15 protein-coding genes are annotated in these 14891 nt (G+C 62.7%); 4 read left to right on the plus strand and 11 right to left on the minus strand.

Annotated features, from left to right (window positions below; all coding sequences use genetic code 11):
- Positions 1–3 precede the first annotated feature (3 nt).
- A complete protein-coding gene (locus J3P84_RS16340) occupies positions 4–780 on the plus strand; it encodes a 3-hydroxybutyrate dehydrogenase (protein WP_434624423.1) in 777 nt (258 codons plus the stop codon).
- A gap of 116 nt (positions 781–896) precedes the next feature.
- Entirely contained in the window at positions 897–2852 is a 1956-nt protein-coding gene (locus tag J3P84_RS16345) for an acetoacetate--CoA ligase (RefSeq protein WP_434624425.1), read from the plus strand.
- 147 nt (positions 2853–2999) lie between these two features.
- Here J3P84_RS16345 and J3P84_RS16350 read toward each other — a convergent pair whose 3' ends face one another.
- On the minus strand, positions 3000–4115 hold the full coding sequence (locus J3P84_RS16350) for a PilT/PilU family type 4a pilus ATPase (protein WP_434624427.1): 1116 nt from the start codon (positions 4113–4115) through the stop codon (positions 3000–3002).
- Between the two features lie 134 nt (positions 4116–4249).
- Between J3P84_RS16350 and J3P84_RS16355 the strand changes: the two genes are divergently transcribed.
- Both J3P84_RS16355 and J3P84_RS16360 read left to right on the plus strand, forming a co-directional pair.
- Positions 4250–6787 (plus strand): PAS domain S-box protein, encoded by a 2538-nt coding sequence (locus J3P84_RS16355; RefSeq protein ID WP_434624429.1) that lies wholly within the window; start codon positions 4250–4252, stop codon positions 6785–6787.
- Positions 6788–6835: 48 nt separating this feature from the next.
- The gene (locus J3P84_RS16360; RefSeq protein ID WP_019690952.1) at positions 6836–7111 is read left to right on the plus strand and encodes a peptidylprolyl isomerase; all 276 of its coding nucleotides are present in this window, start codon (positions 6836–6838) and stop codon (positions 7109–7111) included.
- 131 nt (positions 7112–7242) lie between these two features.
- On the opposite strand, the gene J3P84_RS16365 is transcribed toward J3P84_RS16360, so the two are convergent.
- From J3P84_RS16365 to J3P84_RS16410, 10 genes are all read right to left on the minus strand, one after another.
- Positions 7243–8160, minus strand: coding sequence for a sugar kinase (locus tag J3P84_RS16365; protein WP_434624431.1), 918 nt, complete (start codon positions 8158–8160; stop codon positions 7243–7245).
- Positions 8161–8298: 138 nt separating this feature from the next.
- Entirely contained in the window at positions 8299–9516 is a 1218-nt protein-coding gene (locus J3P84_RS16370; RefSeq protein WP_434624433.1) for an amino acid deaminase, read from the minus strand.
- Between the two features lie 29 nt (positions 9517–9545).
- Positions 9546–10310, minus strand: coding sequence for an IclR family transcriptional regulator (locus J3P84_RS16375; RefSeq protein WP_434624435.1), 765 nt, complete (start codon positions 10308–10310; stop codon positions 9546–9548).
- Positions 10311–10507: 197 nt separating this feature from the next.
- The gene (locus tag J3P84_RS16380; protein WP_434624437.1) at positions 10508–10894 is read right to left on the minus strand and encodes a RidA family protein; all 387 of its coding nucleotides are present in this window, start codon (positions 10892–10894) and stop codon (positions 10508–10510) included.
- A gap of 23 nt (positions 10895–10917) precedes the next feature.
- Entirely contained in the window at positions 10918–11706 is a 789-nt protein-coding gene (locus J3P84_RS16385; protein WP_305495315.1) for an amino acid ABC transporter ATP-binding protein, read from the minus strand.
- Complete coding sequence (locus tag J3P84_RS16390; protein ID WP_434568886.1) at positions 11703–12365, minus strand: amino acid ABC transporter permease; 663 nt, start codon at positions 12363–12365, stop codon at positions 11703–11705. Before J3P84_RS16390 ends, J3P84_RS16385 begins: the two co-directional genes overlap by 4 nt.
- A gap of 9 nt (positions 12366–12374) precedes the next feature.
- A complete protein-coding gene (locus tag J3P84_RS16395; protein ID WP_434568887.1) occupies positions 12375–13037 on the minus strand; it encodes an amino acid ABC transporter permease in 663 nt (220 codons plus the stop codon).
- A gap of 54 nt (positions 13038–13091) precedes the next feature.
- The gene (locus tag J3P84_RS16400) at positions 13092–13940 is read right to left on the minus strand and encodes a transporter substrate-binding domain-containing protein (protein ID WP_434568888.1); all 849 of its coding nucleotides are present in this window, start codon (positions 13938–13940) and stop codon (positions 13092–13094) included.
- 394 nt (positions 13941–14334) lie between these two features.
- Entirely contained in the window at positions 14335–14616 is a 282-nt protein-coding gene (locus tag J3P84_RS16405; protein WP_434624440.1) for a type II toxin-antitoxin system RelE family toxin, read from the minus strand.
- The gene (locus J3P84_RS16410) at positions 14606–14854 is read right to left on the minus strand and encodes a type II toxin-antitoxin system Phd/YefM family antitoxin (RefSeq protein WP_434603963.1); all 249 of its coding nucleotides are present in this window, start codon (positions 14852–14854) and stop codon (positions 14606–14608) included. Before J3P84_RS16410 ends, J3P84_RS16405 begins: the two co-directional genes overlap by 11 nt.
- Between the last annotated feature and the right edge of the window lie 37 nt (positions 14855–14891).

Here is a 14891-nt window from a genome sequence, read left to right on the forward strand (position 1 = left end):
TCCATGACGACATTTCTTTCGGGCAAGACTGCCCTGGTCACCGGTTCCACCAGCGGCATCGGCCTGGGCATCGCCTTGAGCCTGGCCAAGGCCGGCGCCAACCTGATCCTCAATGGCTTCGGCGATGCCTCGGCGGCGGTCACCGAAGTCAAGCAGTTCGGTGGCAAGGTCGGCCATCATCCGGCCGATGTCAGCGACCCGGCACAGATTGCCGACATGCTCGCCTACGCCGAGCGCGATTTCGGCGGCGTGGACATCCTGGTGAACAATGCCGGGATCCAGCACGTGGCGGCCGTGGAGGATTTCCCGGTGGAGCGCTGGGATTCGATCATTGCTATCAACCTGTCTTCGGTGTTCCACGCCACTCGCCTGAGCCTGCCGGGCATGCGCGCCAAGGGCTGGGGACGGATCGTCAACGTCGCCTCGGTGCACGGTCAGGTCGGTTCGGTGGGCAAGGCCGCCTACGTCGCCGCGAAGCACGGGGTGATCGGGCTGACTAAGGTGGTTGGCCTGGAAACCGCTACCAGCAACGTGACGTGCAATGCAATCTGCCCAGGCTGGGTGCTGACGCCACTGGTGCAGAAACAGATCGACGACCGCATCGCCAGCGGCGTCGACCCGCAACAGGCCCAGCACGACCTGTTGGCCGAGAAGCAACCGTCCCTGGAATTCGTCACCCCGCCGCAGCTGGGTGAACTGGTGCTGTTCCTCTGCAGCGAAGCCGGCAGCCAGGTGCGGGGCGCGGCGTGGAATGTTGATGGAGGGTGGTTGGCGCAATAACCCTCCGCGATCCCCGTGGCGAGGGAGCTTGCTCCCTCGCCACAGAAGCGCTTCTCGCCATAAATAACGCCGTGTGCTGCAATGTTCGCAAGCCCCGGAAAAACAAGAGGCACCCCATGTCCGACATCCTCTGGCAACCCAGCCCCGAACGCATCGCCCGGTCGCGCATGGACGCCTTGCGCCGGTTCGTCAACGAACGGCACTCGCTGCAGTTGAACGATTACCCGGCCCTGCACGCCTGGAGCATCGACCAGCGCGAGGCTTTCTGGCAGGCCATCGTGGACTTCTTCGACATCCGTTTTCACCAGCGCCCCACCGCAGTGCTGGTGGAGGGCCCGCACATGCCCAGCGCACGCTGGTTCCCGGGGGCCACGCTGAGTTTCGCCGAACATCTGCTGCGCCGTCGCGATAACACCGTGGCGGTGGTTGCCGTCGATGAAGACGGCATCGAGCAAATGCTGACCTGGGCCGAGCTCGCCGCCCATGTCGCCGGCCTGCAGAAAAGCCTGCAAGCCGCCGGCGTGACCCAGGGCGACCGGGTCGCCGCTTGCATGCCCAACACCTGGCAGACGCTGGTGGGCATGCTCGCCACGACGAGCCTAGGGGCGATCTGGTCGTGCTCATCGCCGGATTTCGGCACCCAGGGCGTCATCGACCGGTTCGGCCAGATCGAGCCCAAGGTTTTGATTACCTGTGCCGGTTATCGTTATGCCGGCAAGGTCATCGACCAGCGCCCGAAGGTGAACGAGATCCTTGCGCGGCTGCCGTCCCTGCAACAGTTGATCGTGCTGCCTTACGCCCGACCCGATGCTCGCGTCGAGGATTTCAACACCCAGGCCGGCGTCGCGCTGTGGGAAAACTTTTATCAAAGCGGTGGCGCGCCGGAGTTCGCCAGCGTGCCGTTCGATCATCCGTTGTATATCCTCTACTCCAGCGGCACCACCGGCGTGCCGAAGTGCATCGTCCACAGCACCGGCGGCGTGCTGCTCCAACATATGAAGGAACATGGCCTGCACGTTGATCTCGGCCCCGGGGATCGGCTGTTCTACTACACCACCTGCGGCTGGATGATGTGGAACTGGCTGGTCTCGGCCCTGGCGGTGGGCAGCTCGGTGGTGCTGTATGACGGCTCGCCGTTTCACCCTGGTCCCGAACGCCTGCTCGACCTGATCGACCAACAGCGCATCAGCGCGTTCGGCACCAGCCCGAAATACCTCGCCGCCCTGGAAAGCCAAGGCATCCAGCCACGCCAGAGCCATGACCTGGGCAGCCTCAAGACCCTCCTGTCCACAGGCTCGGCTCTCGCCCCCCACAGCTACGATTACGTTTACCGCGATTTCAAGGCCGACGTTTGCCTGGCCTCGATGTCCGGCGGTACCGATATCGTCTCCTGTTTCATCAACGGCAACCCGCTGTCCGCCGTGCGCCGGGGCGAGATGCAGGGCAAGAGCCTGGGCATGGCGGTGCAGGTCTGGAACGAGGCCGGCGAGGCGGTGGTCGGCGAGAAAGGCGAGCTGGTCTGCACCCGGCATTTTCCAGCGATGCCCATCGGGCTCTGGAACGACCCGCGCCAGGATAAACTTCGCGCCTCCTATTTCAGCCAGTTTCCCGGAGTGTGGGCCCAAGGGGACTACGCCGAAGAACTGGCCCACGGCGGCTTGCTGATCCACGGACGCTCCGACGCGGTGCTCAACCCCGGTGGCGTGCGCATTGGCACGGCGGAAATCTATCGGCAGGTGGAAAAAGTCGAAGAGGTCCTCGACAGCGTCGCCATTGGCCAGCAATGGCAGGGTGACGTACGAGTGGTGCTGTTCGTGCGCCTGCGTGATGGCGTCGTGCTGGACGATACCCTGGAGCAAAAGATTCGCCAGGTCATCCGCGCTAACACGACGCCGCGCCATGTACCGGCGAAAATCCTCGCGGTCAGCGACATTCCGCGCACGATCAGCGGAAAAGTGGTGGAACTGGCCGTGCGTAACGTGGTGCATGGCGAGGCGGTGAAGAACACCGATGCGCTGGCCAATCCCGAGGCGCTGGAGCAGTTTCGCGGGCGGCCGGAGCTAGCGTCCTAAGCATCGCAAACGATCTTCGTGGCGAGGGGATTTATCCCCGCTGGGCTGCGAAGCAGCCCCATGCTGACGTCTGACATATCGAGGTGGCTGGTTTCGGGCCGCTACGCGCCCCAGCGGGGATAAATCCCCTCGCCACAACGGGTCACCTCAATCCATCAGTCCCCACTCCCCCGCCGGCGGATCGGCCGGCGGCGCGGCCCCCGTCTCCGCATGCAGCTTCAAGCGCAAACGCAAGTTGTTCGCCGAATCGGCGTTTTTCAGCGCTTCTTCCTCATCGATGGCGCCTTCGACCACCAGGTTGAACAATGCCTGGTCGAACGTCTGCATGCCCAGTTCCTCGGACTTTTCCATGATGCCCTTGAGCTCGCCCAGCTCGTTGCGCCGGATCAGGTCGGCCACCGTCGGCGAGCCCAGCATCACCTCCACCGCCGCCCGCCGCTGACCGCCGCGAGTGCGCACCAGGCGCTGGGAAACAAACGCCTTGAGGTTGTTGCCCAAGTCGTGCAGCAGTTGCGCCCGGCGTTCTTCCGGGAAAAAATTGATCACCCGGTCCAGGGCCTGGTTGGCGTTGTGGGCATGCAGGGTGGAAATCACCAGATGGCCGGTGTCGGCGAAGGCCAGGGCATGCTCCATGGTTTCCCGGTCGCGGATTTCGCCGATCAGCACCACGTCCGGCGCCTGGCGCAAGGTATTCTTGAGCGCGGCATGAAAACTGCGCGTATCCACCCCGACTTCGCGCTGGTTGACGATCGATTTCTTATGCCGATGGATATACTCCACCGGGTCCTCGATGGTGATGATGTGGCCGCTGCTGTTGCGGTTGCGGTAATCGATCAGCGCCGCCAGGGAGGTCGACTTGCCCGAGCCCGTCGCACCGACGAACAACATCAGCCCCTGCTTCTGCATGATGGTTTCCAGCAGCACCTTGGGCAGCTTCAGGTCTTCGAAGCGCGGGATGTCCAGCTTGACGTTGCGTATCACCATGGACACGTCGTTGCGCTGTTTGAAGATGTTGACCCGGAACCGCCCGACACCGGCCAGGGAAATCGCCAGGTTCATTTCCAGTTCCCGATCGAACTCAAGGCGCTGTTCGGCGTCCATCAATGACTCGGCGAGCCCGGCGATCTCGCCGACCTTGAACGCCTGGTTGCTCAGCGGCTTGAGCACACCTTCAAAACGCGCGCAGGGCGGTGCACCGGTGGACATGTAGAGGTCGGAACCATCCTGGCTTGCCAGGATGCGTAACAAGGGATCAATTTCCATGGCCTGAAAAACTTCCGCAAACTTCAATGGACACGTTGACCCGAGCCAGAAAAACTTCAGATCAACCCGCGCTTACCTTCTCCAGAGGATAGTAGAAGCCGCCGCATCGATATGAACATCCAGGAACTCCCGTGATGAATGCAATACCCGCCGGCAGCGACACACAGCAATTGATCGCCCGTCAGGACTGGACCGCCAGCCCCTTGGGCGCCATCGATACCTGGCCACAGAGCCTGCGCACCGCCGTGGACATCATGCTCCACTCGCCCATGCCGATGGCCGTGCTGTGGGGGCCGCAGCTGACCCATCTGTACAACGACGCCTATGCCCGGCTGGTCGGCGACAAGCACCCCAGGGCCTTCGGCCAGCCCACCCACACGGCCTGGCCTGAACTTCGGGGCGAGACCGAGGGGATTTATCACAGCGTGTTGCAAGGGCGCATGTACGCCTGCCGCGACAAACGGTGGCGCATGCCCTTCAGTGGCCGCCTCTGTGACGTGTGGCTCGACCTGACCTACAGCCCGATACACGACGAAAGCGCCAGTGTTGCCGGCATCCTGGTCACGGCCATCGAGACCAGCGAAAGACGCCGGCTGGCCCAGGAATTCGAGCGGCGTTCCGAGGCCAGCCTCAAGGCTCAGCAGGAAAGCGAGGAGCGCTTGCAACTGGCGCTGGCGGCCACCGATGCGCTGGGGACCTGGGACTGGGACATCAGCGAAGACCGCTTCATCGCCGATGCGCATTTCGCCCTGCTGCATGGCGTCGATCCGAGCCTGTCGCGGCAACTGCCGATCAGCGCGTACCTGGAAGGCGTGCACCCCGAAGACCGGGCGATGGTCGCGCGCAGCATCAAGCATTGCATCACCCACGGCACCGAATATGCCGAGGAGTACCGGCTGCTGCAGCCCGACGGTGAACTGCGCTGGGTATTCGTGCGCGGGCGCTGCTACAAGGATCGCCACGGCCGGCCCAAGCGCTTCCTTGGCGCGGCGCTGGACCTGACCGAGCGCAAGCGCACCGAGCACGCCCTGCGCCAGAGCCAGACCGAGCTGCAACTGATCATCAACGCCATGCCGGTGCTGATCAGCTATGTCGATCGCGAAGAGCGTTTCCGCCTGAACAACAGCGCCTACCTGAACTGGTACGGGCTGACCCCGCAGGAGCTGTACGGCAAGACCATTCGCGAGGTCATCGGCGACGAAGCGTACGCGGCGCGCGCCGAACAGATCGCCGGCGCCCTGGCGGGCAAGCCGTGCAGTTTCACCGTGCAGTCAGCCCATCGCGATGGCCGGCCACGGCATGCATTGATCAACTACCTGCCACGCCATGGCAGTGACGGCGCGGTGAACGGCTTCTACATCTTCGTGATCGACGAAACCGAGCGCAAGAAAACCGAAGAAGCGCTGCGTAATCTCAACGAAACGCTGGAGGAACGGGTAATCGCCCGCACCCAGCAACTGGCCGAGGCCAACCATCGCCTGCAAAGCGAGATGTTCGAGCGCGAACGCGCCGAAGAAGCGCTGCGCCATGCGCAGAAAATGGAAGCGGTGGGCCAGCTCACCGGCGGCATTGCCCATGACTTCAATAACATGCTCACCGGCATTCTCGGCAGCCTGGACCTGATGCAGCGCTACATCGCCTCGGGCCGCGCCGCCGAGATAGGCCGGTTTACCGAAGCGGCCATCTCCTCGGCCAACCGTGCCGCGGCCCTGACCCATCGCCTGCTGGCCTTTTCCCGGCGCCAGTCGCTGGACCGCAAACCCTTGGACGCCAATGGCCTGGTGCGCTCTCTCGAAGACCTGTTGAGCCGTACCACCGGCGATCACATCGTGCTGCGGCTTGAACTGGCCGGTGAGCTGTGGCCGGTCAGTACCGATGCCAGCCAACTGGAAAACGCCCTGCTCAACCTGGTGATCAACGCCAGGGACGCGATGCCCGACGGCGGCGAGTTGACCATCGAAACCGCCAACGTCTACCTCGACGGCAGCGACATCAGCACGCTGGAACCGGTCAAGGCCGGGGATTACGTGATGATCGCCGTGCGCGACAACGGCAGCGGCATGACTCCCGCCGTGCTGGCCAAGGCCTTCGATCCGTTCTTCACCACCAAACCCATCGGCCAGGGCACCGGCCTCGGTCTTTCGATGATCTACGGCTTTGCCCAGCAGTCCGGCGGACACCTGAGCCTGGACAGCGTGCCAGGCCAGGGCACGCGAGTGCAGTTGTACTTGCCGCGGCTGCGCGTTGCCGCGACCGAACAACCCGCAGCGCCGGCGGCCACGGACGCGCCGCCGGCCATTGCCGGGGAAACCGTGTTGCTGGTCGAAGACGAACCGGCGGTGCGCATGCTCGTGCTCGACCTGCTGGCCACCTTGGGCTACACCGCCCTCGAAGCCGAGGACGGCCGGCAGGCTCTGCTGTTGCTGGAATCCGGGCAGCGCATCGACCTGCTGGTGACCGATGTCGGCCTGCCAGGCATGAACGGCCGGCAGCTGGCTGAAATCGCCCGTCAGCACCGGCCTGATTTGAAAGTCCTGTTCATGACCGGTTATGCGCAGAAAGCCACCGAGCGCCAGGGGTTCCTCGAGCAAGGCATGGACATGGTTGCCAAGCCGTTCACCCTCGATCTCCTGGCCAACAAGATCCGGACGATGATCAACCATGGCAGCTGACTTGAGGCATAATCGCCGCCCTTTCGCACCGCTCAGGTCACCGCTGCAATGAAAGCCCAAGCCCGCCATATCCTGGTGAAAACCGCCGAAGAAGCCGAACAGCTCAAGCAACGCATCGCCAAGGGCGAAGCGTTTGACGTGTTGGCAAAAAAGTACTCCACCTGCCCCTCCGGCAAGCGCGGCGGGGATCTGGGTGAGGTACGTCCTGGGCAGATGGTCGGCGCGATCGATGCGGTGATTTTCAAGAAACCGCTGCGGGTGGTGCACGGACCGATCAAGAGCAAGTTCGGCTATCACCTGGTGCAGGTGTTTTACCGCGACTGAAGCGATGCCGGGCGCGGACCGGCCCTTTGTGGCGAGGGAGCTTGCTCCCGCTCGGCTGCGCAGCAGTCGCAAAGGATGGGCCTGCTGCGCAGGCCAGCGGGAGCAAGCTCCCTCGCCACAGGGACGTGATGTCACTGCCGGGGTATCAACGCCCCCGGCACCTGGATCACCCGGCTTGCCAGCAAATGCCCGGCCTCGGCGGCTTCCGCCGGGCTGCCGCCGAGCAAGCGGTTCGCCAGGTAAGCGGCACTGAACGAGTCTCCCGCCGCCGTCGTGTCCACCACCCGCTCGACCCGCAGGGCAGGCACCTCATATGACCGGCCGTCGCAACGAATCAGACAAGCCTCGGCGCCGCGCTTGAGCACCACTTCAGGCGTTCCCAACTGTGCATAGGCAGCGAACACCGCCTCGCTGTCGGCATGGCCGAACAGCGCCTGTTCGTCGTCCACGGTCAACAACGCCAGCTCGACGTAGGGCAGCACGCTGCGATAAGCCGCACGGGCCGCCTCGACCGAGGCCCAGAGCCTTGGCCGGTAGTTGTTGTCGAACACCACCTGGGCCCCGCGCCGACGCGCCTCGACCAGCGTGTCGATGAGTTTGCGCCGGCCCTGCTCGCCAATCACTGCCAGGGTCACGCCGCTGAAATACAGCACATCGTAGTCGGCCAACGCTGCGAGAATCGGCGCGGCGGCTGGCGAGGTGAAGCAATCACGCACCGCCGCCTCGTTGCGCCAGTACAGGAAGCGGCGCTCACCCGTCGCGTCGGTCTGGATGCAATACAGGCCCGGCAGGCGCCCGGACAAGCGCTGGACCATGCCCAAACCAATGTTTTCGGCGGCCCAGCCCTGGCACATGGCATCGCTGAAACTGTCGTCGCCCAGCGCGGTGACGTAATCCACAGCGCCGTTGTCGCCCAAGGCCCGGGCCAGGTAGACCGCGGCGTTCAGCGTATCGCCGCCGAAGCTTTGCTGCAGGCTGCCGTCGGCGCGGTGTTGCAGTTCGATCATGCATTCGCCGATGAGGGCGATGCGGGGTCTGGTGTTGCTCATGAGTTATCCTGATATTTAAGCGGTGTGTTGCGGGCCGCTTTCGCGAGCAGGCTCGCTTCCACAAGTGATCGCTTGGTCACCCGCGATCCAATTGTGGGAGCGAGCCTGCTCGCGAAGGCCGCGACTCGGTCTCAACTCTTAAAAACAAGTCTCCATGCTCTCGACCACCCGCAACCCCTCATCCACCAGGCACCCCACCCGCCACTTGTCGAACGTCAGGCACGGATGGGACGTGCCGAACGCAATGATGTCGCCCACCCGCAGTTCAACGCCCGGCGCCACGCTCATGAACGCATGCTGGTCCATCACCGCGGTCACCTTGCAGCCGCTGACGTCGTCCCCCGTCGCCGAGTCCGAACCCGGCGTGTAGCGCTTGAGCGGCACCGGCAACCCGGCGTCGTAGGCCACGTCGCGCTTGCCCAGGGCAATCACCGCAAAGCCCGGCTCCGGCAGCGATTGCACGTGGGCCCAGACTTCCAGCGCTGGACGCAAGCCTTCGTGCAGGTCACTGCGGCGCTCCAGCACACAGCATTGCGCCTCCTTGTAGATGCCATGGTCGTGGGCCACATAACTGCCGGGTCGCAACACGCTGAGGAAGCGCCCGTGGGCATTGCGCGCCTCGAAGGATTCGGCGATCAGGTCGTACCAGGCCGAACCCGAGGCGGTGATGATGGGTTTGTCGTTGGCAAACGCGCCGCTGTCCTGCAACTGCATCGCCAGCCCGACGAGGGATGCGGCGAACGCCCGGATGCCGCTGATGGCGTGATCGCCGTGGATCACCCCTTCGTAACCTTCGATACCGGTCAAGGCCAACGCCGGTTGCGCACCGATGGCCTCGGCCAGCGCAAGTACCTCGGCTTCGGTCCGGCAACCACAACGACCGCCGACCACGCCGTACTCGATCATCACGTTCAACCGTGCGCCGCGCGAAGCGAAATAAGCCCCCAGTTCGGCGACGTTGTCTGGATGATCCACCAGGCAATGGAATTCGAACGCCGGGTCGGCCAGCAGGTCGGCGATCAGCGCCATGTTCGGCTGGCCTACCAATTGATTGGCCATCAGCACCCGGCGCACGCCATGGGCGTAGGCGGCGCGGGTCTGCACTGCGGTGGCCAGGGTCAGGCCCCAGGCACCGGCCTCAAGCTGGCGACGAAACAGCGCCGGAGTCATGCTGGTCTTGCCGTGGGGCGCCAGCTCGGCGCCGCTGTCGCTGACAAACTTTTGCATCCAGCGAATGTTGTGCTCCAGTGCCTCGCGATGCAGTACCAGGGCCGGCAGGCTGACATCGCGCAGCAGATGGGCGCCCAGGGAAGCGGCGCCCTTTTCGACACCGGCGTTATCAATGGCAGAAGACATGTTCGAACTCCTCATACAGCCGCGGCTGTCTATTCGTTGATGCGACGGGCCAGGTTGTTGGCGCTCTCGATCAGCACCCGGCGGTAGTCGGCATAATTGTTCTTGGCGTCAGCCCTCGGGGCGACGATGCACAGCGTCGCGATGGCCACGCCACTGGGGTCTTTGACCGGCGCGGCGAAGCAATGCGTGAAGGTGTCGGCCACACTGTCGAAGGAGAAAAATCCATCGACACCGGCCTGGCGGATTTCCTTGAGAAACTGCTCCAGGGGCAAACGCTCGCCGCCCGGCAGGATGAAGTCGTCGGGGTCGATCAGGTCGACGATCTGCTGGTCGCTCAGATGCGCCAGCAGCAGGCGCCCGGACGCGGTCCAGGGGATCGGCGCGTTCTCCCCGATGTCCGAGGAAATGCGAAAATGCCGCTCGCCTTCCTTCATCAGCGCGACGGTGTATTTGCGCCCGTTGAGCAGGCACATCTGCGCGGTTTCGCGGGTCTGGCGGACGATCTCCTGCAAGGCCTGGTCGGCCTCGCGGCTGAGGTCGAAATGCCGCAGGTGCGCCTGCCCGAGAAAATACAACTGCCGCCCCAGGTAGACGTGGCCGTCCTTGCCGACCGGCTCGAGAATGCGCCGCTCGAGCAGCGACGCCACCAGTTCGTAGACCGTGGACTTGGGGCTGCCGATGCCGCTGGCAATATCGTTCGGGCGCAGCGGCTGGCCGATTTCCTTGAGGAAATCGAGGATATCGAACGCCCGATCCAATCCCCTGGCCCGGCGTTTGATGGTGTCTTCGGTCATTTCGTTGGTTCCTATTCAATTGCCGCGAGTGTACCCAGACTGCAAGCTGTCCACCGCTCCTTGTGGCGAGGGGATTTATCCCCGCTGGGCTGCGAAGCAGCCCCAATGACCTTGATCGCAGCCCAACCTGATACCCCACTGTGGCTTGTTGGGGACTGCTCCGCAGTCCAGCGGGGATAATCCCCTCGCCACAGGTGTCACTTTTTCTTGTAGGCGATGCAATCGATCTCGACCTTGCAGTCAACCATCATGCTCGCCTGCACACAGGCCCGGGCCGGGGCGTGTTCGGGGCTGAAGTATTCGCCGAAGACCTTGTTGAAACTCCAGAAATCCCGCGGGTCATCCAGCCAGACGCCGCAACGCACAACATCTTCCAGGCCATAGCCGGCCTCTTCGAGAATGGCGATCAGGTTCTTCATGGTCTGGTGCGTCTGCTCGACGATGCCGCCAGCGACGATCTCGCCGTTCACCGCGGGCACCTGGCCGGACACGTGCAACCAGCCATCAGCCTCCACGGCGCGAGCGAAGGGCCGCGGCTGTCCGCCGCCCGCGGTGCTGCCGGTGCCATAGCGCGTAATGCTCATGAGTTACTCCTTATTGGATGGACTTAAAAACGGGTGTTCTTGAGAAATTCCGCCAGGCGCGGCGATTGAGGGCGCTCGAACAATTCCTTCGGCGGCCCCTGCTCTTCGATGCGGCCCTGGTTCATGAAAACGATCTTGTCGGAGACCTCGAAGGCAAAGCGCATCTCGTGGGTCACCAGCAGCATGGTCATGCCGTCTTCGGCCAGGCCCTTGATCACGTTCAGCACCTCGCCGACCAGCTCCGGATCCAGGGCCGAGGTCACTTCGTCGAACAACATCAGGCTGGGGTTCATCGCGATCGCCCGGGCAATCGCCACACGCTGCTGCTGGCCGCCGGACAACTGACCGGGAAAGTGATCGCGCCGTTCCAGCAGGCCGACCCGCTGCAGCCATTTCTCGGCCAGGGCCACCGCTTCGTCCTTCGGCAGTTTTTTCACCTTGAGCAGGCCCAGGGTGACGTTCTGTAAAGCGCTCAGATGCGGGAACAGGTTGAATTGCTGGAAGGCCATCCCGGTCATGGCCCGGTGCCGGGCGATGACTTTTTCGGCGTGACGCACGCGCTTGCCGTCCACCTCGTCATAGCCGATGGACTCGCCGTCGAGCACGATCCGCCCACCCTGGAATTCTTCGAGCATGTTGACGCAACGCAGCAGCGTGGTCTTGCCCGAGCCACTGGAGCCGATCAGCGTCACCACGTTGCCGCGCTGCATGCTCAGGTCCACGCCCTTGAGCACTTCCAGCGGGCCGTATTGTTTGCGCAGGCCACGGATATCCAGCAGCGGTTGCGCGTTTGAAAGGGAAACGTCAGTCATGGCAAGGCCACCCGCTTTTCAATGTGCCGCCCGAGCAATTCGATGGCGTAGTTGATGATAAAAAAGAGAAAACCGGCGAACAGGTAGAACTCCAGGGTCATGAAGGTCCGGGCGATGATCTGCTGGGTGCTGAGCAGCAGTTCGGCGACACCGATCACCGACAGCAGCGTCGAGGCCTTGACGATCTCGGTGGAGGAGTTCACCCAGGTCGGCAGGATCTGCCGCAACGCCTGGGGCAGCAGCACATAACCGAGCGACTGGAAGAATGTCAGGCCGATGGCCTGGCTCGCTTCCATCTGCCCGCGGGGCAGAGCCTGCAACGCACCGCGCACGATCTCGGCCACGTGGGAGCCGCAGAACAGCGTCAATCCGAGGACGCCAGCCTCGAACGCACCGATCTGCCAACCCAGGGCCGGGGCCATGTAGAAGCAGGCCAGTACCAGCACGAACACCGGCGTGCCGCGAATCAGGTCGACGTAGAAACGAAACGGCGCGCGCATCCAGACCCGGCCATAAGTCAGCGCCAACCCGGCGACGACACCGATCAAGGTGCCCAACACAATCGCCAGGGCCGAACATTGCACGCTGGTCAGGAAACCGGCCCACAAAGTCTCTCGGGCGACCCACAACTCCTGCAACCAACTAGGGGATTGGTACATGGAACGCTCCTAACGGCGGATTGCCAGGCGCTGCTCGAAGTAACGCAGCAACATGGCAATGAGGTAACAGGCCGCGACATACAGGGCCGTGGTGACCAGCCAGGTTTCAATTACCCGGTAGCTTTCCACGTTGATCTTGCGGGCATAGTAGGTCAGCTCCGGCACGGCAATCGCCGCCGCCAGCGAGGTGTCCTTGAACAGCGAAATGAAGTTGTTGGACAACGCCGGCAGCACGTTGCGCAGCATCACCGGCACGGTGACGTAGGCCTTTACCTGCCATTCGCCCAGGCCGATCGCCAGACCTGCCTCCCGCTGCCCTTTGTGAATACTCACCAGGCCGCCACGGAATACTTCGGTGAGGTAGGCCCCGGCGTACAGCGAAAGCGTGATGACGAACGACGGCAGCTTGTCCAGGCGAATACCCAGGCTCGGCAAGGCGAAGTAGATCAGCAGGATCAGCACCAGGATCGGCGTATTGCGGATCACCGTGACATACACCGAGGCCAACAACCGCAGTACGCGGTGCTTGCTCAACAGCGCGAACGCCAGCAGCAGGCCGATCACACAACCGATCGCGATCGACACCAGCGCGAGGGAAAGCCCCAGGCCAAGCCCCGCCAGCAGCGTGTCGAAATCGCGCCAGACGGCGGCAAAGTTCAACTGATAATTCATGGTCGGCAGTACCTTCGACGGGGCGCCCGACGGCGGCGCCCCGGGCTCACTGGGTCATTTGTATTCAACGGGGAAACCGATGGCCGGCGATGGCAGCTCGACGCCGAACCACTGTTTGAACGATGCGGCATAGGTCGGGAATTCCACACCGGTCATGGCTTCATGCAGCGCAGTGTTGACGAAGTTCAACCAGTCCTGGTCGCCGCGCTTGACCGCGCAGGCATAGGTTTGCGGACTCCAGGCGTAGGCCGGGCTGCGGTAGCGACCGGGGTTCTGCACCATCAGGTATTTGACCGAGGACTGGTCGGTGGCAGCGGCATCGGCACGGCCGGAGTTCACCGCCTGATACATCAGGTCGACGCTGTCGTACTGGTCGACCTTGGCCTGGGGCAGCGCCTGGTGCACCAGCTCTTCGGCGTAGACGTTCTGCAGCACCGCCACGGTGACGTCATCGCCGGCAGCCTTGAGGTCTTCGATTTCCTTGAACTTGCTGTTGGCCGGCAGTAGCAGGCCTACCCCTTCGCGGTAGTACGGCAAGGTAAATGCCACCTGTTGGGCTCGGCTGGCGGTGACCGTAATGAACTGGCAGCTCATGTCGACCTTGTCGGTCAGCAGGTTGGGAATCCTTGCATCGGAAGACTGCACCACGAATTCGACTTTTTCCGGGTCATTGAACAAACCCTTGGCGACGATCCGCGCGATATCGATATCGAACCCCTGCAACTTGCCATCCGCTCCCTGGAAGTGCCACGGCGCATTGGTGCTGCCCGTGCCCACGATCAATTTCCCCCGTTGCAGCACGCTGTCCAGCTTGCTGTCGGCCGCCTGAGCGACACCCATGGCAGCCGTCGTGGCCGCGAAGAGAAAAACACACGCTTTGAACAAGGAAGGTCGGCATTGCATGGCAAGCACTCCAGGATGAGTTTATTCCGCTATACCGGAACATGGTATGTAACAACGGAATAGACAGCAGAAAGTGTGCCACAGGCTTGGTGCGCATGGGTGAGAAAAAAGGAATGTGAGGAAAATCAGCGAGATGGAAAAACACAACGATCGAGGGTATCCCGGCGGCTCGCTGCGTGATTGCTACCGTTGGCCACGGATGCGGGTAGCGAGGCCCCAAATCGGTGCCGCTGCGGGTGGCTAGCCCTGTGGGAGCGAGCCTGCTCGCGATGGCGGTGTTTCAGCCGACAACGATGCCGACTGACCTGACGCTTTCGCGAGCAGGCTCGCTCCCACTTGGATTCGCGGCGCCTTGGGAAGGAGTTGGTCTATTCCATGGAGGTAACCAGACGATTTACCGCTTGGCAGCCTCGTCATAAACCTGGCCACGCTCGCGCTTGCCCACCGCAATCACCGTAACGACCAACCGATCATCTATCACGCGATAAACCAATCGATAGCCCGCGCTGCGCAGCTTGATTTTATAGGCATCTTCCAGCCCATGGAGCCGGTCCGCCTGGACATGCGGATTGCCCAGCCGCTCCTCCAGCTTTTTCTTGAACTGAGCTCTTAACGTTGCTCCCAGTTTTTTCCACTCTTTTAATGCCTTATCAGAAAATTCCAACTCATAGGTCATCAAGAGAAACCTTAATCGTTGGGTCATTCTCCCGCTCGCGGCAAAGGGCAACCAGCTCGATGTCCTCAAGCCGCTCCATCATGGCTTCATACTCTTTGGCAGGGACACAGTAAAAAGCCGGCTCGTTACGGTTGAGGATCGCTACAGATAATCCTCCGCCTGCAGCAACGGTGCCCATGGGGTTTTTCTTGAGTTCGGAGATGCTGGCTACCACTTGAGAAAGCACGATATGGGTCATGAGATATCCTCGAGCACTTTTAATGGTGCTAAAAATA

This window comes from Pseudomonas sp. Z1-29 (assembly GCF_051131995.1).
Classification (GTDB): domain Bacteria; phylum Pseudomonadota; class Gammaproteobacteria; order Pseudomonadales; family Pseudomonadaceae; genus Aquipseudomonas.

Coding starts and splice junctions, on each gene's coding strand:
- J3P84_RS16340 (WP_434624423.1), top strand. CDS start 4: ATGACGACATTTCTTTCGGGCAAGACTGCCCTGGTCACCGGTTCCACC.
- J3P84_RS16345 (WP_434624425.1), top strand. CDS start 897: ATGTCCGACATCCTCTGGCAACCCAGCCCCGAACGCATCGCCCGGTCG.
- J3P84_RS16350 (WP_434624427.1), bottom strand. CDS start 4,115: ATGGAAATTGATCCCTTGTTACGCATCCTGGCAAGCCAGGATGGTTCC.
- J3P84_RS16355 (WP_434624429.1), top strand. CDS start 4,250: ATGAATGCAATACCCGCCGGCAGCGACACACAGCAATTGATCGCCCGT.
- J3P84_RS16360 (WP_019690952.1), top strand. CDS start 6,836: ATGAAAGCCCAAGCCCGCCATATCCTGGTGAAAACCGCCGAAGAAGCC.
- J3P84_RS16365 (WP_434624431.1), bottom strand. CDS start 8,160: ATGAGCAACACCAGACCCCGCATCGCCCTCATCGGCGAATGCATGATC.
- J3P84_RS16370 (WP_434624433.1), bottom strand. CDS start 9,516: ATGTCTTCTGCCATTGATAACGCCGGTGTCGAAAAGGGCGCCGCTTCC.
- J3P84_RS16375 (WP_434624435.1), bottom strand. CDS start 10,310: ATGACCGAAGACACCATCAAACGCCGGGCCAGGGGATTGGATCGGGCG.
- J3P84_RS16380 (WP_434624437.1), bottom strand. CDS start 10,894: ATGAGCATTACGCGCTATGGCACCGGCAGCACCGCGGGCGGCGGACAG.
- J3P84_RS16385 (WP_305495315.1), bottom strand. CDS start 11,706: ATGACTGACGTTTCCCTTTCAAACGCGCAACCGCTGCTGGATATCCGT.
- J3P84_RS16390 (WP_434568886.1), bottom strand. CDS start 12,365: ATGTACCAATCCCCTAGTTGGTTGCAGGAGTTGTGGGTCGCCCGAGAG.
- J3P84_RS16395 (WP_434568887.1), bottom strand. CDS start 13,037: ATGAATTATCAGTTGAACTTTGCCGCCGTCTGGCGCGATTTCGACACG.
- J3P84_RS16400 (WP_434568888.1), bottom strand. CDS start 13,940: ATGCAATGCCGACCTTCCTTGTTCAAAGCGTGTGTTTTTCTCTTCGCG.
- J3P84_RS16405 (WP_434624440.1), bottom strand. CDS start 14,616: ATGACCTATGAGTTGGAATTTTCTGATAAGGCATTAAAAGAGTGGAAA.
- J3P84_RS16410 (WP_434603963.1), bottom strand. CDS start 14,854: ATGACCCATATCGTGCTTTCTCAAGTGGTAGCCAGCATCTCCGAACTC.